This is a genomic window from Pseudomonas sp. FSL R10-0056 (genome assembly GCF_009600105.1).
Lineage (GTDB): Bacteria > Pseudomonadota > Gammaproteobacteria > Pseudomonadales > Pseudomonadaceae > Aquipseudomonas > Aquipseudomonas bubulae.
On sequence record NZ_WIWL01000172.1, the window covers coordinates 1 to 23,261 of the forward strand.

The 23,261-nt window shown below is 56.3% G+C and carries 24 protein-coding genes and 2 pseudogenes; 16 read left to right on the forward strand and 10 right to left on the reverse strand.

Annotated elements, in window-relative coordinates:
- The 3 genes from GHO42_RS10820 to GHO42_RS10830 form a co-directional block, all read right to left on the reverse strand.
- Positions 1 to 576: collagen-like protein (locus GHO42_RS10820; protein ID WP_153384152.1), on the reverse strand; the 576-nt coding region annotated here is incomplete at its 3' end.
- The gene (locus GHO42_RS10825; RefSeq protein WP_095002972.1) at positions 569 to 847 is read right to left on the reverse strand and encodes a DUF1145 domain-containing protein; all 279 of its coding nucleotides are present in this window, start codon (positions 845 to 847) and stop codon (positions 569 to 571) included. The genes GHO42_RS10825 and GHO42_RS10820, both read right to left, overlap by 8 nt.
- A 126-nt stretch (positions 848 to 973) precedes the next feature.
- Complete coding sequence (locus GHO42_RS10830; RefSeq protein WP_153327785.1) at positions 974 to 1,666, reverse strand: OmpA family protein; 693 nt, start codon at positions 1,664 to 1,666, stop codon at positions 974 to 976.
- A 157-nt stretch (positions 1,667 to 1,823) separates the two neighbouring features.
- On the opposite strand from GHO42_RS10830, the gene GHO42_RS10835 reads away from it, so the two are divergent.
- From GHO42_RS10835 to GHO42_RS10865, 7 genes are all read left to right on the forward strand, one after another.
- On the forward strand, positions 1,824 to 2,321 hold the full coding sequence (locus GHO42_RS10835; RefSeq protein WP_095019457.1) for a DUF6231 family protein: 498 nt from the start codon (positions 1,824 to 1,826) through the stop codon (positions 2,319 to 2,321).
- Positions 2,322 to 2,325: 4 nt separating this feature from the next.
- Positions 2,326 to 2,802, forward strand: a complete 477-nt coding sequence (locus tag GHO42_RS10840) for a YchJ family protein (RefSeq protein ID WP_153327787.1) — start codon at positions 2,326 to 2,328, stop codon at positions 2,800 to 2,802.
- Between the two features lie 22 nt (positions 2,803 to 2,824).
- Positions 2,825 to 3,310 carry an LEA type 2 family protein gene (locus GHO42_RS10845; protein WP_095002968.1) on the forward strand — a complete coding sequence of 162 codons (486 nt, stop codon included), beginning with the start codon at positions 2,825 to 2,827 and terminating at the stop codon, positions 3,308 to 3,310.
- A 7-nt stretch (positions 3,311 to 3,317) separates the two neighbouring features.
- Entirely contained in the window at positions 3,318 to 3,527 is a 210-nt protein-coding gene (locus GHO42_RS10850; protein WP_086795965.1) for an SEC-C metal-binding domain-containing protein, read from the forward strand.
- 202 nt (positions 3,528 to 3,729) lie between these two features.
- A complete protein-coding gene (locus GHO42_RS10855; RefSeq protein WP_095002967.1) occupies positions 3,730 to 4,371 on the forward strand; it encodes a glutathione binding-like protein in 642 nt (213 codons plus the stop codon).
- 80 nt (positions 4,372 to 4,451) lie between these two features.
- Entirely contained in the window at positions 4,452 to 6,914 is a 2,463-nt protein-coding gene (locus tag GHO42_RS10860; RefSeq protein ID WP_153327789.1) for a penicillin acylase family protein, read from the forward strand.
- Positions 6,915 to 7,079: 165 nt separating this feature from the next.
- Positions 7,080 to 8,201: a succinylglutamate desuccinylase/aspartoacylase family protein gene (locus tag GHO42_RS10865; RefSeq protein WP_095019460.1), complete on the forward strand. Its 1,122-nt coding sequence runs from the start codon at positions 7,080 to 7,082 to the stop codon at positions 8,199 to 8,201.
- A 12-nt stretch (positions 8,202 to 8,213) separates the two neighbouring features.
- Here the strand turns inward: GHO42_RS10865 and GHO42_RS10870 are convergent, their stop codons facing one another.
- Both GHO42_RS10870 and dcd read right to left on the reverse strand, forming a co-directional pair.
- Positions 8,214 to 8,420 (reverse strand): hypothetical protein, encoded by a 207-nt coding sequence (locus tag GHO42_RS10870; RefSeq protein WP_095002964.1) that lies wholly within the window; start codon positions 8,418 to 8,420, stop codon positions 8,214 to 8,216.
- Between the two features lie 93 nt (positions 8,421 to 8,513).
- Positions 8,514 to 9,080 (reverse strand): dCTP deaminase, encoded by a 567-nt coding sequence (dcd, locus tag GHO42_RS10875; protein WP_016779707.1) that lies wholly within the window; start codon positions 9,078 to 9,080, stop codon positions 8,514 to 8,516.
- A 352-nt stretch (positions 9,081 to 9,432) separates the two neighbouring features.
- On the opposite strand from dcd, the gene GHO42_RS10880 reads away from it, so the two are divergent.
- The gene (locus GHO42_RS10880; RefSeq protein WP_002554837.1) at positions 9,433 to 9,642 is read left to right on the forward strand and encodes a cold-shock protein; all 210 of its coding nucleotides are present in this window, start codon (positions 9,433 to 9,435) and stop codon (positions 9,640 to 9,642) included.
- A gap of 198 nt (positions 9,643 to 9,840) precedes the next feature.
- Here the strand turns inward: GHO42_RS10880 and apbC are convergent, their stop codons facing one another.
- A complete protein-coding gene (gene apbC / locus GHO42_RS10885) occupies positions 9,841 to 10,935 on the reverse strand; it encodes an iron-sulfur cluster carrier protein ApbC (RefSeq protein WP_095002963.1) in 1,095 nt (364 codons plus the stop codon).
- A 181-nt stretch (positions 10,936 to 11,116) separates the two neighbouring features.
- On the opposite strand from apbC, the gene metG reads away from it, so the two are divergent.
- The 4 genes from metG (at position 11,117) to GHO42_RS10905 (ending at position 15,351) form a co-directional block, all read left to right on the forward strand.
- Entirely contained in the window at positions 11,117 to 13,168 is a 2,052-nt protein-coding gene (gene metG / locus GHO42_RS10890; RefSeq protein WP_133144834.1) for a methionine--tRNA ligase, read from the forward strand.
- A gap of 204 nt (positions 13,169 to 13,372) precedes the next feature.
- Positions 13,373 to 14,365, forward strand: a complete 993-nt coding sequence (gene rsxB, locus GHO42_RS10895) for an electron transport complex subunit RsxB (protein WP_095019462.1) — start codon at positions 13,373 to 13,375, stop codon at positions 14,363 to 14,365.
- A 58-nt stretch (positions 14,366 to 14,423) separates the two neighbouring features.
- On the forward strand, positions 14,424 to 15,062 hold the full coding sequence (gene nth / locus GHO42_RS10900) for an endonuclease III (protein WP_095002960.1): 639 nt from the start codon (positions 14,424 to 14,426) through the stop codon (positions 15,060 to 15,062).
- A 106-nt stretch (positions 15,063 to 15,168) separates the two neighbouring features.
- The gene (locus GHO42_RS10905; RefSeq protein WP_016779702.1) at positions 15,169 to 15,351 is read left to right on the forward strand and encodes a PA3496 family putative envelope integrity protein; all 183 of its coding nucleotides are present in this window, start codon (positions 15,169 to 15,171) and stop codon (positions 15,349 to 15,351) included.
- Positions 15,352 to 15,436: 85 nt separating this feature from the next.
- Here GHO42_RS10905 and GHO42_RS10910 read toward each other — a convergent pair.
- Positions 15,437 to 15,895 (reverse strand): annotated as a pseudogene (locus tag GHO42_RS10910) (LuxR C-terminal-related transcriptional regulator); the annotation flags it as partial.
- Between the two features lie 62 nt (positions 15,896 to 15,957).
- Between GHO42_RS10910 and GHO42_RS10915 the strand changes: the two are divergent.
- The gene (locus GHO42_RS10915; RefSeq protein WP_153327791.1) at positions 15,958 to 16,938 is read left to right on the forward strand and encodes an IS5 family transposase; all 981 of its coding nucleotides are present in this window, start codon (positions 15,958 to 15,960) and stop codon (positions 16,936 to 16,938) included.
- Positions 16,939 to 17,061: 123 nt separating this feature from the next.
- On the opposite strand, the pseudogene GHO42_RS10920 reads toward GHO42_RS10915, so the two are convergent.
- Positions 17,062 to 17,235: pseudogene (locus GHO42_RS10920) on the reverse strand (response regulator transcription factor); the annotation flags it as partial.
- Between the two features lie 993 nt (positions 17,236 to 18,228).
- Between GHO42_RS10920 and GHO42_RS10925 the strand changes: the two are divergent.
- Positions 18,229 to 19,158 (forward strand): hypothetical protein, encoded by a 930-nt coding sequence (locus GHO42_RS10925; RefSeq protein WP_153327793.1) that lies wholly within the window; start codon positions 18,229 to 18,231, stop codon positions 19,156 to 19,158.
- Here GHO42_RS10925 and GHO42_RS10930 read toward each other — a convergent pair.
- A complete protein-coding gene (locus GHO42_RS10930) occupies positions 19,077 to 20,294 on the reverse strand; it encodes an argininosuccinate synthase (RefSeq protein ID WP_016779698.1) in 1,218 nt (405 codons plus the stop codon). The genes GHO42_RS10925 and GHO42_RS10930 overlap by 82 nt on opposite strands.
- 127 nt (positions 20,295 to 20,421) lie before the next feature.
- Positions 20,422 to 21,327: an OmpA family protein gene (locus GHO42_RS10935; protein ID WP_095024200.1), complete on the reverse strand. Its 906-nt coding sequence runs from the start codon at positions 21,325 to 21,327 to the stop codon at positions 20,422 to 20,424.
- Between the two features lie 155 nt (positions 21,328 to 21,482).
- Between GHO42_RS10935 and pyrC the strand changes: the two genes are divergently transcribed.
- Positions 21,483 to 22,529, forward strand: coding sequence for a dihydroorotase (pyrC, locus tag GHO42_RS10940; protein ID WP_095001401.1), 1,047 nt, complete (start codon positions 21,483 to 21,485; stop codon positions 22,527 to 22,529).
- Complete coding sequence (rnt, locus tag GHO42_RS10945) at positions 22,526 to 23,200, forward strand: ribonuclease T (RefSeq protein WP_016779695.1); 675 nt, start codon at positions 22,526 to 22,528, stop codon at positions 23,198 to 23,200. The genes pyrC and rnt overlap by 4 nt, the downstream gene beginning before the upstream one ends.
- The last annotated feature ends 61 nt before the right edge of the window (positions 23,201 to 23,261 follow it).

The window sequence follows — 23,261 nt, forward strand, 5'->3', positions numbered from 1 at the left end:
GACCTGTTCGGCCGGGTAGTCACGCGGCAGCTCAACCCGCACCTGCCCGCCGGCCGCACCCGGTTGCCCGTTACCTCCATTGTCGCCATTGGCTCCGGAGCCCGCCGCGCCCCAAGTACAGCCTGGCTCTTCGCCATTACCGCCATCAAGCCCGGCAAAACCCGGCGCTCCCGTACCGCCACGGGCATCAATGGACAGTTGCGGCGCTTGCAGTGACTCAATCCGCAGGCTCAGGTCCCGGGCTGGCCGCGCAGGCTTTTCAAAGGTACCGGTGGCGCCACGGGCATTGATCTGGCTGCCCTCGCCCAGTTCGGCACGCGCCACCCGCAGCGCGATGCCGTGCTCGGCAGGAACGATAGTGATGCGTGCTTCACGACCCAGCTGCAGTTGGTCGATATCGACCTGGGTGATCCCCGCTGGAATCAATAACGTCCCGTAGTCAGCAACATCGAGCTTTTCCAGGCGCAATACACTGACGTTAGCGGGCAGGCGCATCATCGAGTTGGCCTCGACCGAGACGACCTCGGCCTGAGCAAAAGGGCTGCACAAGGCAGCCAACAAACATAACTTACGCATGGCTGGCATCTCGTTCGCGGGAGGCAGGAAGGGTATGTGCGTGAAAAACTCCAAACACAAGAATCAACAGGCGATCACGCCAGGGATGGCGGCGGCCTTGCAGGCGACCTTTGAACAAGAGCACCTCAAGCACATGGGTCAGCACCAACAGGCTGCCAACAAGGTTGATCAGCACATCGAACGGGTAGACCAAGGGCTGGTACAGATTACTCAGCACCAAGGCCCAAACTATCAGTGTCAATGCTTTACCCAGCCCCCAAAGCACCCTCATACATCCGCCTTTAGCATGTTCTTTGGCGCACATTAACGGCTTGTACAAGCAGGACGCCATAGACCGTCATAAAAAGATTCGCCGCAACTTCGACTGGCCCGGGCAAAACCGCGGCGATACCAAGGGTTAACGAATGATCAGAATCTCGGTACGTCTGTTTTGGGCGCGGCCCTCAGGGGTCTGATTGCTGGCCACAGGGTTCGACTCACCGGCTCCCTCCACGGAAACAAACTGGCTGCGCGGTACACCGCTGTCGATCAAGTACTCAACCACCGACTGCGCCCGTGCCTTGGACAGTTTCAGGTTGTAGGCCTCATTGCCCAAACTGTCGGTATACCCTGTGACCTTCAACTGGGCGTTGGCGGCGTCTTTTTTCAGGCGCGCGGCTATGATATTGAGCTTTTCCTTGTCCGCCGCAGTCAACCGGGCAGAGTTGAATTCGAAATTCACATCACGTACTACAATAGCCTCTTGCTTGACGACCACCACTTCTTCAACCACCACCACGGCCACAATCGGGCAGCCCGCAGCATCGACTTTCACGCCTTGGGGCGTATCAGGGCACTTGTCGCGACTGTCCGGAACACCGTCGCCATCCGCATCGCCGTCACCGTGTACCCAACAGTAAGCCGCGGCCATGCCCGCACCGAATACGGCACCACCCCCCGCCCAGGCCGAGCTTTTTATTGCACCCAAGGCCGCCCCGCCCACACCGCCGACTGCAGCACAGGTGGGCCAGTCAGTTTTTTGCAACCCGGCACAGCCCGTTAATACGCCGGTGAGAACAACCAGAGGTACTGCTGTTCTTATGATGCTCATAAAAGGGTCTCTCCTGAGGGTCGGCGTTTGGCCGATGCAAGGCAAAGTAAAGACTGCGCTCAGGGTATGCGCCAGCAAAGTGACAGTAGCGGCAACAGCCCACTAGGCCGCGCGACTTGCGCAGGCTAGTCTTGGACGCTCTAAGTGAGGACCTTCGATGACGCCCGGTATTTCTACACGTACACCCCAGCAAGCGCTGGCGGCCTTGCTGGATCGTTATGCGCCACAACGCCTGCTCGTGGTCGGGGCCAGCAGTTTCCCGGCACTGGCCGCCTTCGAGGCTGCGCACCCCGGCGCGCAGGTGGCCCGAGCAGCGCCTGGCCCGTTGCCCGAAGACCTGGCAGCGCAACGCTTTGACCTGGCACTGGTGATCGACTGCCTGGAGCACCTGCCCAAAAACAGCGGGCTGCAATTGCTGGGCGGCATTCGCAACCTCAATGCCAGTCGCATTGCCGTGCTGGCGGATCTCACAGCCTGCAATTGGAAAGAAACCGACTTTTACGCCCTTGCTTTACAAAGCAATGAGAGGTTTCAGCGTGACGAGCAAGTCCTGACGCTCTTTACTTACGACTTGCGCGAATACAAACAAGTACCCGACTGGCTAAACGCCAGGTTTTGGGCAAACCCGGAAAACTTTGGCAAGTATTGGTGGTAACCCGATGAGCACATCCATTTGCCCCTGCGGCAGCGGCAACCTGCTGGAAGCCTGCTGCGGGCACTATCATGACGGCCACCCGGCCCCGAGCGCCGAAACCCTGATGCGCTCACGCTACAGCGCCTATGTATTGGGGCTTGTCGACTACCTGGTCAGCACCACCCTGCCTGTGCAGCAAACCGGGCTGGATCGCCAGTCCATTGCCGACTGGAGCGCGCAGAGCACCTGGCTGGGCTTGACCGTAGAAAGCAGCGAAGTGTTCGGCGGCCAACCGGAACACGCCTTTGTGACCTTTACTGCACGCTGGCACGACGCCAATGGTGAGCACAGCCACCGCGAGCGCTCATCCTTTGTGCAAAGCGCCGGGCACTGGTACTTCATCGACCCCACCGTACCGCTCAAGGTCGGGCGCAACGACGCTTGCCCATGCGCCAGCGGGCTGAAGTTCAAAAAATGCTGTGCCGGTTTTTTCGGTCAATAGGCTGGACTCTGAGGGTTAAACAATGGACGTGCGGGCCCGAACAATAAAAACAATCGCCCTGGCCATGCTGCTGATGGTATCGGGATGCACCTCCTGGTTCGACTCAGGCGACAAGGACCCGGACGTGCATCTGGAAAAAGTCGAACTGGTGCAGGCCAAGCTGCTGGAGCAGCGCTTCAGGCTGCATTTTCGGGTCGACAACCCCAATGACTCGACACTGACCGTACGCGGCCTGAGCTATGCCGTGTATCTGGGCACCATCAAGCTGACCGAAGGTGAGAACGAACACTGGTTCAGCGTGCAACCCAACAGCAGCGCCATGTACGTGATACCGGTGCGTACCAACCTCTGGCCGCAGGTGCGCCCGCTGGTCAATTTGCTTGAAACACCCGACCAGCCCATCCCCTACCGACTCGAGGGCACACTGCAAACCGGGCTGTTCTACGGTTACGACGTGCACCTGACGCGCAAAGGCGAGATAATCCCCGGCGATTTTATTCCAGAGTGATTGAGCAATGACCCAACAACCCCACGTTCATGGCCCCGACTGCAACCACGATCATGATCATGGCCACACCCATGACCACGATCACGGTCATGTACATGGCCCGCATTGCGGCCATGCACCTCAAGAGCCTGTGCGCAACGAGCTGAAAGACGTTGGCCGCAACGATCCCTGCCCGTGCGGCAGCAGCAAGAAATTCAAGAAGTGCCACGGCGCCTGATCCCTCGGGACGCTTTGCAAACGCCGCACAGGATCCAGTGTCCTGTGCGGCGTTTGTGTTTTTGCTTTATGAAAAAGTGCGTCACAAACCATGACCTGCTTTCATCCGACGCGCTTTTGGGGGTAAAACTGACAGCCCACAGTCGATGACCGCCTCTGATGGTCGTCAGGTGCTGGGTGAACATTCCCTTCTGGAGCCCTTCATGATCGATCTTTATTACTGGACCACTCCCAACGGCCACAAAGTCTCATTGTTTCTTGAAGAAGCTGGCCTGCCCTACAAGGTTCATCCGATCAATATCGGCAAGAACGAACAGTTTGCTCCGGACTTTTTGAAGATAGCCCCGAATAACCGCATCCCGGCCATTGTTGATCAGGCACCGGCCGACGGTGGCGAGCCACTGTCCTTGTTCGAGTCCGGCGCGATCCTGCTGTACCTCGCGGAAAAAACCGGGCAATTTTTACCCAAGGACCTGCGCGGCCGGCAAATGGCCCTGCAATGGCTGTTCTGGCAAATGGGTGGCCTGGGGCCAATGGCCGGGCAAAATCATCACTTCAACCGCTTCGCACCGGAAAAAATCCCGTATGCGATCAAACGCTACACCGAAGAGACGGCCCGTTTGTATCGCGTATTGAACAAACAGCTGGAAGGCCGCGAGTTTGTTGCGGGTGACGAATACAGCATCGCCGACATGGCGATTTACCCGTGGATCGTGCCCCATGAATGGCAGGGGCAGAACCTGGATGATTTCCCGGCCCTGAAGGCCTGGTTCCAGCGAGTCAAGGCGCGCCCGGCTACAGAACGTGCCTACGCACTGGTGGATAAAATCAACCCGCCGAAGTAGTGCATATAGCGCTTGCACGGTGTCATCGGCCTCACTAACGTAGCGGCTTTCGATGACACCACCCCCGCAGGAGCTTTGCCATGGCCTCGCCAGCCTTTACTTCTTTACTACCCCGGTTCGGCGTTGCCGCGGCAATGGTCAGCCTGCTGGGCCTGGCCGGGTGCCAGATAAACAACCATGCCACTGAAAGCCTGGTGCCAGCCTCTGGCGTGCAACCGCTCAAGGGCCTTGCACAGAACGTGTCGGTACGCCGCAACATCCAGGGCATGCCGCTGATCGAAAGCAGCAGCTTCCATGACGCCCTGTTCACCCTGGGTTATGTGCATGCCGGTGACCGAATCAGCCAGATGGTGCGTTTGCGCTTGCTGGCCCAAGGCCGCTTGGCCGAGCTCAACGGCGTTGATGCACTGCAAAGCGACCGGTTGATGCGCACCGTCAATCTGAAAAAGAACGCTGACGAGCTTTATAAAAGCGCCTCACCGCGACTTAAAAAGTTTTTCGAAGTCTACGCTCGCGGAGTCAACGCCTACCTGTTCCGCTACCGCGACAAATTGCCGGCCGATCTGGCGCAGGCCAGCTACAAGGTCGAGTACTGGAAACCCGAGGACTCGGCGCTGATTTTCAGCCTGTTGAACTTCGGCATGTCGGTCAACCTGCAAGAAGAACTCAACGCCCTGGCCCTTACGCAAAAAGTCGGCACCTACAAACTGCCCTGGCTGATGCCAACCTATCCCAACGAAGCCCTGCCCAGCAGCGAAGCCGACAAGCTCAAGGGCCTGGCCCTGGGCAGCCAGTTGCAAGGCTTGAGCGGCGTGTCCCAGGCCCTTGAACAGGTGAAGCAACTGAGCCTGCCAGGTGTCACGGCATCCAGCGACTGGGCCATTGGCCCGCAGCGCAGCCGCAGTGGCAAGAGCCTGCTGGCCAACGATATCCATCAACCCATAGGCGTGCCTTCGGCCTGGAACTACGTGCAGATTCGCGCCCCCAAATACCAGGCTGCCGGGGCAACCATTGCGGGCTTGCCGACCCTGTTTGCCGGGTTCAACGGCAAGGTGGCATGGGGTATGAGCATGGCCATGGGCGACAACCAGGATGTGTTCCTGGAGAAGCTCAAACGCCAGGGCAGCAGCCTGTACTACATGGCGAACGGCAAGTGGCTACCGGCGACGGTGCGCAACGAAACCTTTTTCGTCAAAGGTCAGCGTCCGATTCGCGAAGTAATTTACGAAACCCGCCACGGGCCTTTGCTCAACAGCACCCTGGGCAGCCCCAATGCCCTGAACAGTAGCCTGGGCCTTGCCCTGCAAACCCCGGACTTGCAGGGCGACAAAACCCTCGACGCATTTTTTGACCTGTCCCGTGCCCAGAACAGCGAAAAAGCCTCGGATGCCAGCCGTGAAATCCGCGCTGTGGCGCTGAACCTGCTGTATGCCGACGCCAACCATATCGGCTGGCAAGTGACCGGGCTCTACCCCAACCGCCGTGAAGGGCTTGGCCTGTTCCCGTCGCCGGGCTGGGATGGCCGCTACGATTGGGAAGGTTACGCCGACCCGATGCTGCACCCCTACGACCAGGACCCGACCCAAGGCTGGCTGGGTACCGCCAACCAGCGTACGGCCGCCTATGGCTACGGCATGCAACTGTCCAACTCGTGGCTGTCACCTGAGCGCAGCGAACGCCTTGCGCAACTGGCAGGCAGTGGCAAACAGGACGCCCGCAGCATGATAGCCATGCAGTACGACCAGACCACGCTGTTCGCAGCCAAGCTGAAAACCATGTTCAGCGCCCCCGGCATGGCACAGCCTCTGAAACAGGCGATCGCGGCATTGCCCGCGCCAGAACAGGCCAAAGCCCGTGAAGCTCTTGGCCGGCTGATGGCATTTGACGGCAAGCTCGGCGCCAACTCGGCCGATGCGGCAGTGTACGAACTGTTTTTGCAGGAAAGCACCCGGCAGATCTTCCTGGATGAACTGGGCCCCGAGAACAGCGCCAGCTGGCAGGCATTTGTGGCCAACAGCAACCTGTCTTACCCGGCGGTAGCCGATCACTTGCTGGGCCGCGAAGACAGTCCTTTCTGGGACGATAGCCGCACCACGCAAAAAGAAGACAAACCGGCCATTCTGGCCCGCAGCCTGGCCGGGGCGATCAGCACCGGTGACAGCCTGATGGGCAACGATCACAAAGCATGGCAGTGGGGCAAGCTGCATCAGTACGTATGGCGCAATGCCAACGGCCAGACTGTTCGCGCCCCCGTTATGGCAGGCGGCGATCATACGACCCTCAATACGGCGGCCTACCACCTCGCAGGCGCAAACTTCGAGGTGACGCAGATACCGGCCATGCGCATGATCATCGACTTCGGCCAGGTCGAACCGATGATGGCGCAAAACAGCACCGGGCAATCGAGTAACCCGGCCAGCCCGCACTACACCGACGGTATCGATCCGTGGCTCAAAGGGCAGTACATCAGCTTCCCGATGCAGCCGCAGAACTTCGACAAGACCTACGGCAAGACCCGTCTGACCCTGGTTCCGGGCAAGTAACCGAGAGCCACAGCCTGCCCTCTCATGCACAAAGCCGGGAGAGGGCATATGCTGAGTAAAAGGTGCAATTTTTCATTTGTATGTCGCCCATAATATGCTTCGATTGGGGCGACTGGCACAGCGCTACTGTCTGGCCATCTGAACTTGGCTCACAAGGACGTCTCCATGCAGCGACATCAAATTCATCCTTTGCTGGCACCTGTCCCGGGCACTGAACGGCTTATTCACAGTTTTCATTACGGGCCTGCCCAGCCCCGAGGCAAGATCTATATCCAGGCCTCACTGCATGCGGATGAATTGCCCGGGATGCTGGTCGCCTGGCACCTCAAGCAGCGCCTTGCAGAGCTTGAGGCGGCGGGACGATTGCTCTTTGAGATAGTCGTGGTACCAGTGGCCAACCCGGCTGGCCTTGAGCAGGTCTTGATGGATATCCCGCTGGGGCGTTACGAGCTGCAAAGCGGGCAGAACTTCAATCGTAACTTCCTGGACCTGAGCACGCAGATTGGTGATGAGCTTGAAGGCCAGCTCAGCGATGATCCCGCACAGAACCTGCAGTTAATCCGCCGTCGCTTGCGCGAACTGCTGTCAGCGCAAGTGCCGACAACGCAGTTGCACTCCCAGCGCCTGACCCTGCAAACGCTGGCCTGCGATGCCGATATGGTGCTGGACCTGCACTGCGACTATGAGGCCGTACCCCACCTGTACACCACGCCTGAAGCCTGGCCGCAGGTCGAACCGCTGGCGCGCCACCTCGGCGCTCAAGCCAGCCTGCTGGCAACGGACTCCGGCGGGTTGTCGTTCGATGAGTGCTTCACCCTGCTGTGGTGGCAACTACAGCAGCGTTTCGGTCATTGCTATGCGATTCCCCAGGGCAGCTTTTCCGTAACCCTGGAATTACGCGGCCTGGCAGATGTGAACCACAGCCATGCAGGGCACGACTGCCAGGCGCTGATTGATTATCTGATCGATTTTGGCGCGATTGACGGAGAATCCGTGCCTTTGCCACCCCTTCTCTACCCCGCCACCCCTTTGGCCGGCGTAGAGCCCGTGGCAACACCTGCAGGCGGGCTGCTGGTGTTCAATGCCAGGCCGGGGGAGTATCTGTGCGCTGGCCAGTTGATTGCCGAGATCATTGACCCCATCAGCGACAAGCTCACACCGGTTTACTGCGCCAGCGCAGGTTTGCTGTATGCCCGCTCTCAGCGGCGAATGGCCACCGCAGGCATGGTGATTGCCCACGTGGCAGGCCGCGAAGCCTATCGTAGCGGTTATCTGCTATCGCCTTGAGCCACTACCGGATCAGGCAACCGGCGCAGGCGGAGGCTCGTCAGGCAGCGTTGGCACGCCCGGTTCGGGCTCGATCGGTTGCGGGCTGTCCGGGTCAGGCTGGCCGGGGATGCCACCTGCATGCAGCTGTGGAAAGGCCAGCAGAGACCAGGCCAGCAGCCCGACCTGATTGGGCTCGAGGTTTGCCAGTTGGGCGCGGATACTCGGATCAATCTTCATAAGGCACTCCTGAGCGATGATCCGGCTCGCTGGATGCGTAACCGGAAATACACTCAATAGAGTGCATTTGCGCTCAAGAATTCCCTCTGTTCGTCAGGTGCGAGGCAAGGTCACGCCGCGCTGGCCCTGATACTTGCCGCCACGGTCCTTGTACGACACTTCACACTCTTCGTCAGATTCGAAGAACAGCATTTGTGCCACGCCTTCATTGGCGTAGATCTTGGCCGGCAATGTCGTGGTGTTGGAAAACTCCAGGGTCACATGACCTTCCCACTCGGGCTCAAGTGGCGTCACGTTAACGATGATGCCGCAACGCGCGTAGGTACTTTTACCCAGGCAGATGGTCAGCACATTGCGCGGAATACGGAAGTACTCAACGGTGCGCGCCAGGGCGAAGGAGTTGGGCGGGATGATGCAAACGTCGCTGGTGACATCGACAAAGCTGCCCGCGTCGAAATTTTTTGGATCAACGGTCGCCGAGTTGATATTGGTGAAGACCTTGAACTCGTTTGCGCAACGAACGTCATAGCCGTAGCTCGAAACGCCGTAGGAGATCAGACGGTTCTCGCCTTCTTCACGCACCTGACGCTCGACGAAAGGTTCGATCATGCCGTGCTCTTGCGCCATGCGGCGAATCCACTTGTCTGGTTTGATGCTCATGGCGGGTGTCCTGAATAGCGAGGTAGAAAATTCTGTTGGGCATCTTACCGCCCCCCAAGGCCCTGTTCAAAAATCTGGGGAAAAAATATCGAAATTAGCTTGAGATCCCCTGAATACAGGGTGTGAGGGCAACCGTCAGTCACGTTTTTGGATAATCCTTCGCAAAGACCCTTTGCACGTTCGGAAAAAAGCGTTAAGGTGGCGCCACTGTGTTGCTTGTGTCACTGAGAATCTCTACACGATATGTTGAATTTCGATCCAACCATCTCCAAGAATTTTTCCTGCTCTTTGCACTCAGTCTCGGCCAGGGCTTTTCCTGCGTCGCAGTTATCTTTGTTCAAGGAGTTACACCATGTCTAATCGCCAAACTGGTACCGTTAAGTGGTTCAACGATGAAAAAGGCTTCGGCTTCATCACTCCACAATCCGGTGACGACCTGTTTGTTCACTTCAAAGCAATCCAATCCGACGGCTTCAAAAGCCTGAAAGAAGGCCAACAGGTTTCTTTCATCGCTACTCGCGGTCAGAAAGGCATGCAAGCTGAGGAAGTTCAAGTTATCTAACTTGTACTGATCCAGTAAAAAACCCCGCCCTTAAAAGCGGGGTTTTTTTATGCCCGTAATAAACCCAGGCACGATTTTGTAGTCGCTGAAGAGGCACGAGGCGGCGATGGGCTGCATAGCGGCCCCAATTTCTGAAGGCCCTGGGGGCCTTATCGCAGCCTCGTACCTCGTCAGCGACTACAGGTATTGCATCGCAATTCAGTCGTCAGTGGTCGTAATGGTCGGCATAGCCTGCGAAGCCGCTTCATGCAGGACAATACGCGCACCCACCTGTCGGGCCAGCTCCTGATAGATCAAGGCAACCGGGCTGTTGGGGTCAGCCACCGCTGTTGGCTTGCCATTGTCGGCCTGCTCGCGGATTTCCATCGACAGCGGCAGCGAGGCCAGCACCTCAACGCCATATTGCGTTGCCAGCTTCTCCCCCCCACCCTCACCGAACAGATGCTCTGCGTGACCACAGTTCGAGCAAATGTGTACCGCCATGTTCTCCACGACACCCAGCACCGGAATGTTGACCTTGCGGAACATCTCGACACCCTTGCGTGCATCCAGCAAAGCCAGATCCTGCGGCGTGGTCACAATCACCGACCCGGTCACCGGGACTTTCTGTGCCAGGGTCAGCTGGATATCGCCGGTACCCGGTGGCATATCAATGACCAGGTAATCAAGGTCATTCCAGGCCGTTTGTGTCACCAGCTGCAGCAACGCACCCGACACCATCGGACCGCGCCACACCATCGGCGTGTTGTCGTCAGTCAAAAAGGCCATCGACATGACTTCAACGCCATGGGCTTCGATGGGCACGAACCACTTCTGATCACGAATCTTCGGCCGCGTACCTTCAGCGATGCCAAACATCACGCCCTGGCTCGGACCATAAATATCCGCGTCCAGAATCCCCACCCGCGCACCTTCACGGGCCAGCGCCAGTGCCAGGTTGGCTGCGGTGGTGGACTTGCCGACACCGCCCTTGCCGGAAGCCACGGCCACAATGTTCTTCACATTGGCCAGGCCCGGGATTTGCGCCTGCGCCTTGTGCGCCGCAATCACGCAGTTGATCTCGACCTTGGCCGAGGTCACGCCATCCATGTTTTCGATGGCGGTTTGCAGGATCTGCGCCCAGCCACCCTTGAACAGACCGGCGGCATAACCCAGTTCAAGCTGAACACTGACGCGCTCACCCTGAACCTCTATGTTGCGGATGCATCCGGCACTGACCGGATCCTGATTCAGATAAGGGTCGGTGTATTGGCGAAGGACGGCCTCCACCGCTGCGCGATTAACTGCGCTCATGGGCAACTCCCGTAAAGACTGAGTAAAACAGGCCGCTATCGTACCTGTAATAAACCACCGGCAGCAGGCTTTTGAACCGCACAAAAACAGCACAAACGATCAGATACGCCAGCACGGGGTGAAATATATTGCCCGGCGCTTTATAGTGGCCGACCACCGTCTCATCAAGTAGCCGAGCCCCATGTCCGAGCCACGCAATATCTTAGTCACCAGCGCCCTGCCCTATGCCAATGGTTCAATTCACCTTGGCCATATGCTTGAGTACATCCAGACTGATATGTGGGTGCGCTTCCAGAAACTTCGCGGCAATCAGTGCACTTATGTCTGCGCAGACGATGCCCACGGCTCGGCCATCATGTTGCGCGCCGAGAAAGAAGGCATCACCCCCGAGCAACTGATCGCCAACGTCCAGGCTGAACACAGCGCCGACTTTGCCGAGTTCCTCGTCGATTTCGACAACTTCCACTCGACCCACGCCGAAGAAAACCGTGAGCTGTCGAGTGCGATCTACATCAAGCTGCGCGAAGCCGGGCATATCGCTACCCGCTCGATCACCCAGTACTTCGACCCGGAAAAGAAAATGTTCCTGGCCGACCGCTTCATCAAGGGCACCTGCCCTAAATGCGGCACTGACGATCAGTACGGCGACAACTGCGAAAAATGCGGCGCCACCTACGCGCCAACCGATCTGAAGAATCCCAAGTCCGCCATCTCCGGCGCCACTCCGGTGCTCAAGGATTCCGAGCACTTCTTCTTCAAGCTGCCCGACTTCGATGCCATGCTCAAAAGCTGGACCCGCAGCGGCGCCCTGCAGGATGCTGTAGCCAACAAGATCGCCGAATGGCTGGATACCGGCCTGCAACAGTGGGATATCTCCCGCGATGCGCCGTACTTCGGCTTCGAGATCCCGGACGCGCCAGGCAAGTACTTCTATGTATGGCTGGACGCACCAATCGGCTACATGGCCAGTTTCAAGAACCTCTGCGCCCGCCGTCCAGATCTGGACTTCGACGCGTACTGGGCCAAGGACTCCACCGCCGAGCTGTACCATTTTATCGGCAAGGACATCGTTAACTTCCACGCCCTGTTCTGGCCAGCCATGCTCGAAGGCGCAGGCTATCGCAAGCCTACTGCCATCAACGTTCACGGTTACCTGACCGTCAACGGCCAGAAGATGTCCAAATCCCGCGGCACCTTTATCAAGGCCCGCACCTACCTGGACCACCTGGCACCGGAATACCTGCGCTACTACTACGCCTCCAAGCTGGGTCGCGGGGTTGATGACCTGGACCTGAACCTGGAAGACTTCGTACAGAAGGTCAACTCGGACCTTGTCGGCAAAGTGGTCAATATCGCCAGTCGTTGTGCAGGCTTTATTCACAAGGGTAACGCCGGTGTGATGGTCGAGGGCAATGCTGCTCCCGAACTGACCGAAGCGTTCCTGGCCGCCGCACCCAGCATTGCCGAGGCCTATGAAGTCCGTGACTTCGCCCGTGCCATGCGTGAAATCATGGCGTTGGCCGACCGTGCCAACGCCTGGATCGCTGACAAGGCTCCTTGGGCAATGGCCAAAGTTGAAGGCAAGCAAGCTGAAGTTCAGGCGGTCTGCGCACTGGGCATCAACCTCTTCCGCCAGCTGATCATCTTCCTCAAGCCGGTCCTGCCAGTTTTGGCTGCCGATGCAGAGGCATTCCTGAATGTCGACCCCCTGACCTGGAACGATCACCAGGTGTTGCTGGCCAACCACCAATTGAACGCATTCAAGCCATTGCTGACCCGTATCGACCCGGTCAAGGTCCAGGCCATGACCGATGCTTCGAAAGAAGACCTGGTCGCCAGCCAGACCGACACCGGCAGCGCTGCACCACAGGGCAACGGCGAACTGGTCAAGGAGCCGCTGGCCGCAGAAATCGAGTTCGATACCTTCGCTGCCGTGGACTTGCGCGTCGCGCTGATTCTCAAGGCCGAAGCGGTTGAAGGTGCCGACAAGCTGCTGCGCCTGACCCTGGATATTGGCGACGAGCAACGCAACGTGTTTTCGGGAATCAAGAGCGCCTACCCGAACCCGGCCGAGCTTGAAGGTCGTCTGACCATGATGATCGCCAACCTGAAGCCACGCAAAATGCGCTTTGGCATATCTGAAGGCATGGTGATGGCTGCCGGCCCTGGCGGTGAAGAAATTTACCTGCTCAGCCCGGACAGCGGCGCCAAGCCAGGTCAGCGCATCAAGTAACACTGCCCCTTTGCACCGTCTGGTGGCCTGCAGGCCACCAGACGGTGTTCATCAGTAGCCGCCCCTCCCGTCATGCCGGATAATCAGCCGTCTTTACCGAGCTGAACGATCTTGCACCCACGCTTGACCGTCACGCCCCTATTTATCTCTGCGCATGTTGAGCGTCGCCCAGATGCGACCCGCTGTAGCTGGACTGATCACACCATGAGCCTGATTCAACGTATTGATGCTTTACTGCCGCAAACTCAATGCGGGAAATGCGGCCATCCTGGCTGCAAACCCTATGCGCAAGGTATTGCTCAAGGCGAGGCAATCAACAAGTGCCCGCCTGGCGGTGCCGAAACCATTGCTGCACTGGCCAGCTTGCTCAGGGTTCCCGTACTGCAACTGGATACCGATCGCGGCCAGGCCCCACCGCAAGTGGCCTATATTCGCGAAGCCGAATGCATCGGCTGCACCAAATGCATTCAGGCCTGCCCGATCGATGCCATTCTTGGCGCCGCCAAACTGATGCACAGCGTGATTATCGATGAATGCACCGGTTGCGATCTCTGCGTTGCGCCATGCCCGGTGGACTGCATCGAAATGCACCCGCTGCCTGCCAATGTCATCCCGATTGTCGGCGGCCTCGCTCAGAATGAAGAGCAGTTCAACGCCCGTAACCAGAAACGCGAGCATGCCCGCAAGCGCTTCGAGTCGCGCGACGAACGCCTGCGCCACGAAGAGCTGCACAGGCAAGCTGAACGCCTTGCCCGTGCCCAGCGCCCGCCTGCAGCAACTCTCAGCGGCACGCAAACGGATTTCCCCGGGGCAGCATCAGGCAGCCTCAATGACGCCGCACTTAAAAAAGCCAAGGTCACTCTGGCCATGGCCCGCGCGCAATTGAACAAATCGTTGAAGGCCTTCGGGCATCCGCCAACCGCACAGCAGCAATCTCAGCTGGTTATTCTGCAACAGCAGTTTGAATCCGCGCAGCAGGCACTGGCTCAACTGGAGTCAATGCCCCTGGCCGCCACACCCGCACCGATAGCCAATACTGCCGAACTCAAACGGGCAAAAATCCAGCTGGCCATGCGCCGCGCCGAACTTAAAAAAGCCATGGGCCAAGAGGTGTCCCGCACCGAGCTGACACTTTTGGCTGACGCTGTCACTCAGGCAGAATCCGCACTCAATGCGCTGGATCCGGGCAAGACTTGAAAAAACCATATAAGCGCCCCACCGTTTATCGGACTGCTCTTCAGGAACGTTTTTAACCATGAACGCCGTAAAGCGCCTTGAAATATTTCGCCGGTTTCACGAAGACAACCCTGAACCTAAAACCGAACTGGCCTATTCATCGCCTTTTGAACTGCTTATCGCCGTGATCCTGTCTGCACAGGCCACTGACGTCAGCGTTAACAAGGCAATGGCCAAACTGTTTCCGGTCGCCAACACACCAGAAGCCATCTACGCTCTGGGAGTGGAAGGACTGTCGCACTACATCAAGACCATTGGCCTGTATAACAGCAAGGCCAAGAACGTGATCGAAACCTGCCGTTTATTGATTGAGCGCCATGGCAGCCAGGTCCCACAGACCCGAGAAGAGCTTGAAGCACTGCCCGGGGTAGGTCGTAAAACGGCAAACGTTGTGCTCAATACAGCTTTCCGGCAACTGACAATGGCTGTAGACACCCATATTTTCAGGGTCAGCAACCGAACCGGTATTGCCCCTGGCAAAAACGTGGTGGAGGTCGAAAAAAACCTCATGAAGTACGTACCAAAACCCTACCTGCTGGACGCCCATCACTGGCTTATCCTGCACGGGCGCTACGTGTGCCAGGCGCGCAAGCCTCGGTGCGGCAGTTGTCGCATAGAAGACCTGTGCGATTTCAAGGAAAAAACCTCTGATGATTGAGTGATAGGCGTTCTATGGGCTGATCGATTGAGAAAATCTTTTTTACCCAACGAGCGATTATCGCTATAAGGGGCGCCATTAGCTGTCTTAGCCTGGAGTGAATTGAATGAGCACTGGCAAAGAAGAACTGGAAGTAGAGGAAGATTTCGCAGTCGTCGATTCGGACGAAGTCGTAGAGCCTGTTGTCGAGGTCGCTAAAACCAATCTGGCCAAACGCCGCACCATTGACGCACTGCTGGAAGAAAAACGGCTCAGAAAAGAGCTGGAAGATTATGGATACGACCTGTAATCCCGGAGATACGGCATCAAAAGCCTCCTGTTGTGGAGGCTTTTGCTCAGGGGGCTTGGGGTATTACATCTTCAAGCCCCTCTCTTCACACCAGGCCATTGCGCTGTGCCAGCTCAATCAAATCTACAAGTGAACGGGCATTAAGCTTCAATAAAAGGCGCGTTTTGTAGGTGCTCACCGTTTTATTGCTCAAAAACATGCCATCCGCAATTTCCTTGTTACTCTTTCCACGTGCCAACTGCTGCAACACCATCATTTCTCGCCCAGAAAGGCGATTGACCATATCTGCCTCACTGGCATTCCCCAAGCTTGAACGTACTGAGTGCAAGGCTTGATTCGGGAAATAACTGTAGCCAGACAGTACGGCCTTGATTGCACTCAACAGTTCAGTCAAGTCCTGCTGCTTGCATACATAACCGGCTGCACCGGCTTGCATGCAACGCATGGAAAAGTGACCCGGGGCTTGTGAAGTCAACACCAGCACCTTGATAGGCACTGCCGGTGTGGACAACCGCGCTATAACTTCAAGCCCGTGAAGCCTAGGGAATCTCCGAACAAGTTTTCAAATGTGCTGAAATACGCCTGACCACCTGATCCGAGCCGCCTATGAGCCAGATGAGCTTTTCCGATTTCGAATACGCCGGCAAGCGCAAGCAGACACGCCGCGAACGCTTCCTCGCCGAGATGGATCAGGTCGTGCCCTGGACGGGTCTGCTGGGCCTGATCGAGCCGTTCTACCCCAAGGCCGGTGGCGGCAGAAAACCCTATCCTCTGGAAACCATGCTGCGTATTCATCTGTTGCAGAATTGGTTTTCCCTGAGCGATCCGACCATGGAAGAAGCGCTCTACGAAATCACGCCCATGCGCCAGTTTGCACGTTTGACCTTGAGCGCCCCGATACCTGAAGGCACCACGATCATGAATTTCCGGCACTTACTGGAAAAGCATCAGCTGGCACCTGCAATCCTCGCGGTCATCAATGGTTATTTGCAGGACAAAGGCATGTCTCTACGTCAGGGCACTATCGTCGATGCCACCATTATTCATGCTCCTAGTTCGACTAAAAACGAAGAGGGAAAGCGCGACCCCGAGATGCATCAGACCAAAAAAGGTAACCAGTATTTCTTCGGAATGAAGGCCCATATTGGCGCTGATGTCGAGTCCGGCTTGGTTCATCACGTCCACGGCACCGCCGCCAACGTCGCCGATGTCACACAGGTCGCCGAGCTGTTGCATGGCGAAGAAAATGCAGTGTATGCAGACGCCGGATACACCGGCGTTGAGAAGCGTGAAGAGCATGAAAATCGTGAAGTGATCTGGCAAATCGCGGCGCGCCGCAGCACCTATTCCAAGTTGAATAAACGCAGCGTGCTCTACAAGGGCAAGCGCAAGATTGAGTACTGCAAAGCCCAGACACGGGCCAAGGTCGAACATCCGTTTCGGGTGATCAAATGCCAATTTGGGTACGTGAAAGTGCGCTTTCGTGGGCTGATGAAAAACACGGCTCAGTTGACCACATTGTTCGCCCTGTCGAACCTGTGGATGGCTCGAAAACAACTGATGGGTATGGGCGAGTTGCGCGCTTAACATGGAAAACCGGGCGAAAAACGCCCTCGATGAACACTGCATCAGGTCGTTTTGAGCAAATAGCGCTGCGTGCCGTGCAAATTACGACTTGCCGCCGCCGCGCAGCAAGTTGATCGGAGCATCCCTAGGTATTCCAATATCCAGAATTACGATATCAGGCGCATATTCACGCGTAAGCTGCAAAGCATCCACACCATTATCCGTCTCTGCAATAACCTCGTAGCCATGTCGTTCCATGAGCATACGCACAGCAAGACGAATTACAGGATGATCATCCACGATCAGCACTTTATTCATGGGCCATTCCAATTTATCGCTGTTCGAATTTTCAGAACCAGCACCATAGCCTAGTCGCAACAAACTGGGCATAGCACCCCCTCAAGCATCAACAACCAAAGACATTTCCTACAAATATTGGAGATCAACCCTACAGATATCGCCCATTGAAACGCCCCCCCACACACTTTCGTCACAAGCTGCCAGACATGGGAAGACCGAAACTCAAGAAAGCGCCGAGAATTAAAATAAAAACCCAACATAGAACTGCAACACTTTCACACAGATAACGAAATCGTACCCACTTAAGACACATTCAAAAAACCAGATATAAAACACATTCAAAAATCTGACCAAACAGCCTGACAACTCAACTACATACCCCACCCCCATGGCCTGCCGCCCAAATAAAATGCCCCACCCCCATTAAAAACCACAAAAAACACAGTGACAAATCTCAATGTTCATTCAAATTAAATCTACTATTTTTCCAAGGGAAAATATTACAATTTCATGCTTACAGAATCGGACTACAAATCATTAGGAAAACACCTAAAGCATTAAATCACGCTAAAATAACGGCAAGACGTTCGCCCAGGCAAACCCAACCAAGATAAAAATAAATATTCGATAGATACGTTCATCCACCTACAACTCCCTCTCAGACTTATCATTCAAATCAGTCACTGACTAAAAACCTTACACCCTTTACAAAAAACACTTAACGCCCTTTAACAAGGTCCGATCTGATAACGACAGCCCCCCTACAAAAACAAACCTCTTATTCAAGAAATCGATAAATTCCGCCAGCCGGGCGCGACACAATCTCATGCAATTGATTTGCGCCTTAAAAAAAACACGACTAATTTTAAAAAACGCTAGCAACTCCCTGAAGAAAGCGCTGAACCAATCACCCGACTTACATTGACCCTGCACAGATACTCCAAGCTGGCCATACACCGCCAAGAAGCGCCTTCTTCCTTATCATTCCGACTTTTACCAAAAGGCACTTTCATGATAAAAAACACCATAAAAATCAACCACCCACTTACCGTTATCGCTGTTTTTTCAATGCTGACGGAAGCGTCCGCTGCAGTCTCTCTCCCTTATATCGACAGTGAGCATCAAAAAATATACGTATGGTTCCTGATTGTGTTCCCATCACTTCTGATCACGTTGTTTTTCCTGACCTTAAACTTCAATAACAAAACACTTTACACCCCCGCTGACTTATCCAAAGCCGAGAATACTCCGGAAGGGTTCTCTCAGCCGACTGGCCCTTGCCTGAAGCAAGGCAATTCATTTGCAAGCACAAGTACATCCGCACAACTATTTATACCCGCCTGCCCTTCAGGCTCCCCGTACAGCTTATACAGACCCCATAACATCTTCCTTCAAGGCCAAAGAGTCCACCACGTAGACCCTCCCCCGTTCCCACCCCCCGAAAGAGCGCACGCAACATTCTTTGCCAAGAGTCATGCATGGAGAGAGGGCTCAGAGTTAAAAACACTTTATCTTACGGACCTGAACTACCTGCACTTGCTCTCCCCTCATAAAGGCACTGCCGAAGAGGTATTACATATCTATTACAAAGCAACCCGCAAATATAAAAACACGCCCCCCAGACATGCTGTACTGCTACTGCTTACCAACCAGCACTCCAGTATTCCTCAGGAAACTATTCGACGGCCATCGACAACTTCAAACATACGTCATCCATCAACCATACAACCATTATCAGCTACAACACCGACGCACACAGATTCACCCTGCTTAACTCACCCCGCCCCCAAACAAATACCTGAATTGCAGGCAAAAAAAAGCCCCAGCCAATTGGCTGGGGCTTTACCAGGCGAGCTGTATCAGAACAACTTGCGCCCTTTATTTGCAGCAATACGCATGCGCAATGCATTCAACTTGATGAAGCCGGCAGCATCGGCCTGATTGTAAGCACCGCCATCCTCTTCAAAGGTTGCGATGTTGGCATCAAACAACGACTCGTCAGACTTGCGACCGGTAACAATCACGTTGCCTTTGTACAGCTTGAGGCGAACAACACCGTTAACGTGAACCTGCGAAGCATCAATCATCTGTTGCAGCATGATGCGCTCAGGGCTCCACCAGTAGCCGGTGTAGATCAGGCTGGCGTACTTTGGCATCAACTCGTCTTTCAAGTGAGCGACTTCACGATCCAGAGTAATCGACTCAATGGCGCGGTGAGCACGCAACATGATGGTGCCGCCCGGGGTTTCATAGCAACCACGGGACTTCATGCCAACATAACGGTTTTCGACGATATCCAGACGGCCGATACCGTGTTCGCCACCAATGCGGTTCAACGTTGCCAGAACAGTCGCAGGTGTCATCTCAACACCGTCCAGCGCAACGATGTCGCCATTACGGTAGGTCAGTTCCAGGTACTGCGGCTTGTCAGGAGCGTTCTCCGGAGAGACGGTCCACTTCCACATGTCTTCTTCGTGCTCAGTCCAGGTATCTTCGAGCACACCACCTTCGTAGGAGATATGCAGCAAGTTGGCATCCATCGAGTACGGGGATTTTTTCTTGCCGTGACGCTCGATCGGGATTGCATGCTTTTCAGCGTAATCCATCAGCTTTTCACGGGAGAGCAAGTCCCACTCACGCCAAGGAGCAATAACCTTCACCCCTGGCTTCAAGGCATAGGCACCCAGTTCAAAGCGAACCTGGTCATTACCTTTACCCGTTGCACCGTGGGAAATGGCATCGGCGCCCGTTTCATTGGCGATTTCAATCAGGCGTTTGGCAATCAGCGGACGAGCAATGGATGTACCCAGCAGGTACTCGCCTTCGTAAACGGTGTTGGCGCGGAACATCGGGAAAACGAAGTCACGAACAAACTCTTCGCGCAGGTCATCAATGTAGATTTCCTTGACGCCCATGGCTTGCGCCTTGGCACGTGCAGGTTCGACCTCTTCACCCTGACCCAGGTCAGCGGTAAAGGTTACGACTTCACAGTTATAAGTATCCTGCAGCCACTTCAGGATCACCGAAGTGTCCAGGCCGCCCGAATAAGCCAGAACGACCTTGTTTACGTCCGCCATGCCATCACTCCACGGGTTGTTCGAAAAGCCGAACAGTCTACCGCCCACAGCCATGAATTTACAGAGGCGCGACAGCTTAAGACGACAAAGCGACAGTTTATATCAAAGACGCGACGAGACCGCTGCTTCAGGAAATAGCCGCTGGATTGCTGGGACCTACAGATGGCGCAGCTTTTTCAGGCACAGGGAGCCGTTCCAGGCGGACGCTTACCCGGCGATTTTTCGCCCGGTTTACCCGACTGGTATTCGCCGCCAAGGGGTATTGCTCACCATGAAATCGCACCGTGATCTGCGACTCCTGCAGGCCGTTCTGCTTGAAATACTCCATTACCGCCAATGCCCGGCGGCGCGACAGCTCACGATTGGTCAAGCGATTGCCCTGATTATCGGAATAACCGTCGAGGATGACGTGATTGACTGTAGGGTCTGCCTTCAAGTATTCGACCATGACTTGCAAGTTGACCCGGGCCACCGCGTCCAGTTCGGTCCCCCCGCCAGGGAAACCGATCTGGCTTTGTCTGACCTGCTCAAAGTTTTTCGGTAAAAGCTTTGCGGTACAGGCCTCGTAGTCGCCGTAAGCCTGGCGAAACCTGACAGGGAGCAGGCGTACTTCCGAGACATTGCCCTCACGAGAATAATGCCTTATCAAGGGGCTGCGCCCCTCAATCAAGCCTCGAAACAAGTTGGCGGCCTGCGCCTGGGAACTGTTGAAAAGCACCTGCCCACGGCCAATACGCACCGAGCCCAGGTCAATATCACCACGGCCCGGTTGCCAGGGCGCAGCGGCGGCCAACAGCTTGGCAGAGCCCTCGCCCAACATTGAGTTGTAGGCATTAAGACGAAATACAGCCTGTTCTCCTGCACGCCTTACAAAAGCACCCGAACCAAAATCGGTAATCGGCTGAATCAGACGGCATTCGAATTTGTCACCTTCCACTTTCCACTCGATATTCTCCAGCCGCGTCTGAAAAGTCAGAGCCATGGCTGGCAGGCTGGCAAACATACTGAGCAGGATGAAATAACGCTGGCGCACGGGAGGCTCCACAGGCTTGTACGGCAAAAAAACAGGCCACAGATTTACGGCATGCTCATCAGATATCGGTCAGCAATCACAAAACTTGATAGCGAGTGCCTGCCAGAGTCTTTTCCGGTAGCATTCACCTCAGTTCGACCCGCCTGGAATCCCCAATGTCTGACCGCCTGACCCTGCTGCGTCCCGACGACTGGCATATACATCTTCGCGATGGTGCTGTGTTGCCTCACACTGTCGCGGATGTAGCGCGCACTTTTGGCCGCGCCATCATCATGCCCAACCTGGTACCCCCGGTGCGCAATGCCGCCGAGGCCGACGCCTATCGCCAGCGCATCCTGGCTGCACGCCCCGCTGGCAGCCGCTTCGAGCCGCTGATGGTGCTGTACCTCACCGATCGTACCCAGCCAGAAGACATTCGCACGGCCAAGGCCAGCGGATTCGTCCATGCAGCCAAGCTGTATCCGGCCGGGGCAACGACCAACTCCGACTCCGGTGTAACCAGTATCGACGCGATCTTCCCGGTTCTGGAAGTCATGGCCGAAGTCGGCATGCCTTTGCTGATCCACGGTGAAGTCACCCGAGCCGGCGTAGACGTCTTTGACCGCGAAAAGATCTTCATCGACGAGCATATGCGCCGCGTCGTAGATCGTTTCCCGACGCTGAAAGTCGTGTTTGAGCACATCACCACCGCCGACGCGGTGCAGTTCGTCAACGAGGCTTCGGCCAACGTCGGCGCAACCATTACCGCTCATCACCTGCTGTACAACCGCAATCACATGCTGGTTGGCGGCATTCGCCCGCACTTTTATTGCCTGCCGATCCTCAAGCGCAACACCCATCAGGAAGCCCTGCTGGATGCGGCCACCAGCGGCAGCGAGAAGTTTTTCCTGGGCACTGACTCGGCACCTCACGCCCAGCACGCCAAGGAAGCGGCGTGCGGTTGCGCCGGGTGTTATACCGCCTATGCGGCCATCGAGATGTACGCCGAAGCGTTCGAACAGCGCAATGCGCTCGACAAGCTGGAAGCCTTTGCCAGCCTTAACGGCCCGCGCTTCTACGGCTTGCCCGCCAGCAACGAACAGATCACCCTGGTTCGCCAGGAGTGGACCGCCCCAACCAGCCTGCCTTTCGGCGAGCTGACCGTAATTCCGCTGCGCGCCGGTGAAACACTGCGCTGGCGCCTGCTGGAGGAACAGCTGTGAGTGACGACCATTATGATGACGAACACGAAGGCGGCCATGGCGGCGGTCCACGCCACCCGATGGCAGAGCGCTTTCGCGGTTATCTGCCGGTCGTAATCGATGTTGAAACCGGCGGTTTCAACAGTGCTACTGATGCATTGCTGGAAATTGCTGCCGTAACGATCGGCATGGACGAAAGAGGCTTTGTGTTCCCCGAACACACCTATTTCCACCGTGTCGAGCCGTTTGAAGGCGCCAATATCGAAGCCGCTGCACTGGAATTCACCGGTATCAAGCTCGATCACCCACTGCGCATGGCCGTCAGTGAAGAGACAGCCCTGACCGATATCTTCCGCGGTGTGCGCAAGGCCCTGAAGGCCAATGGCTGCAAACGCGCCATTCTGGTGGGGCATAACAGCAGCTTCGACCTGGGCTTCCTCAACGCCGCTGTCGCGCGCCTGGACATGAAGCGCAACCCTTTCCACCCGTTCTCGAGCTTTGACACCGCGACCCTTGCTGGCCTGGCCTATGGCCAGACCGTCCTGGCAAAAGCCTGCCAGGCCGCCGACATCGACTTTGATGGGCGTGAAGCACACTCGGCCCGTTACGACACCGAGAAAACCGCCGAGTTGTTCTGTGGCATCGTAAACAGCTGGAAACAAATGGGCGGCTGGAAAGACTTCAACGACTGATCCTGTCGTAAAGGCTTACAGCGCACCATAAAAAAACCGGACACTGGGTCCGGTTTTTTTA

Coding starts and splice junctions, on each gene's coding strand:
- GHO42_RS10840 (WP_153327787.1), top strand. CDS start 2,326: ATGAGCACATCCATTTGCCCCTGCGGCAGCGGCAACCTGCTGGAAGCC.
- GHO42_RS10905 (WP_016779702.1), top strand. CDS start 15,169: ATGAGCACTGGCAAAGAAGAACTGGAAGTAGAGGAAGATTTCGCAGTC.
- pyrC (WP_095001401.1), top strand. CDS start 21,483: ATGTCTGACCGCCTGACCCTGCTGCGTCCCGACGACTGGCATATACAT.
- GHO42_RS10860 (WP_153327789.1), top strand. CDS start 4,452: ATGGCCTCGCCAGCCTTTACTTCTTTACTACCCCGGTTCGGCGTTGCC.
- GHO42_RS10930 (WP_016779698.1), bottom strand. CDS start 20,294: ATGGCGGACGTAAACAAGGTCGTTCTGGCTTATTCGGGCGGCCTGGAC.
- GHO42_RS10830 (WP_153327785.1), bottom strand. CDS start 1,666: ATGAGCATCATAAGAACAGCAGTACCTCTGGTTGTTCTCACCGGCGTA.
- apbC (WP_095002963.1), bottom strand. CDS start 10,935: ATGAGCGCAGTTAATCGCGCAGCGGTGGAGGCCGTCCTTCGCCAATAC.
- GHO42_RS10850 (WP_086795965.1), top strand. CDS start 3,318: ATGACCCAACAACCCCACGTTCATGGCCCCGACTGCAACCACGATCAT.
- GHO42_RS10870 (WP_095002964.1), bottom strand. CDS start 8,420: ATGAAGATTGATCCGAGTATCCGCGCCCAACTGGCAAACCTCGAGCCC.
- metG (WP_133144834.1), top strand. CDS start 11,117: ATGTCCGAGCCACGCAATATCTTAGTCACCAGCGCCCTGCCCTATGCC.
- GHO42_RS10825 (WP_095002972.1), bottom strand. CDS start 847: ATGAGGGTGCTTTGGGGGCTGGGTAAAGCATTGACACTGATAGTTTGG.
- GHO42_RS10915 (WP_153327791.1), top strand. CDS start 15,958: ATGAGCCAGATGAGCTTTTCCGATTTCGAATACGCCGGCAAGCGCAAG.
- GHO42_RS10845 (WP_095002968.1), top strand. CDS start 2,825: ATGGACGTGCGGGCCCGAACAATAAAAACAATCGCCCTGGCCATGCTG.
- nth (WP_095002960.1), top strand. CDS start 14,424: ATGAACGCCGTAAAGCGCCTTGAAATATTTCGCCGGTTTCACGAAGAC.
- rsxB (WP_095019462.1), top strand. CDS start 13,373: ATGAGCCTGATTCAACGTATTGATGCTTTACTGCCGCAAACTCAATGC.
- GHO42_RS10880 (WP_002554837.1), top strand. CDS start 9,433: ATGTCTAATCGCCAAACTGGTACCGTTAAGTGGTTCAACGATGAAAAA.
- GHO42_RS10855 (WP_095002967.1), top strand. CDS start 3,730: ATGATCGATCTTTATTACTGGACCACTCCCAACGGCCACAAAGTCTCA.
- dcd (WP_016779707.1), bottom strand. CDS start 9,080: ATGAGCATCAAACCAGACAAGTGGATTCGCCGCATGGCGCAAGAGCAC.
- GHO42_RS10865 (WP_095019460.1), top strand. CDS start 7,080: ATGCAGCGACATCAAATTCATCCTTTGCTGGCACCTGTCCCGGGCACT.
- GHO42_RS10835 (WP_095019457.1), top strand. CDS start 1,824: ATGACGCCCGGTATTTCTACACGTACACCCCAGCAAGCGCTGGCGGCC.
- GHO42_RS10925 (WP_153327793.1), top strand. CDS start 18,229: ATGATAAAAAACACCATAAAAATCAACCACCCACTTACCGTTATCGCT.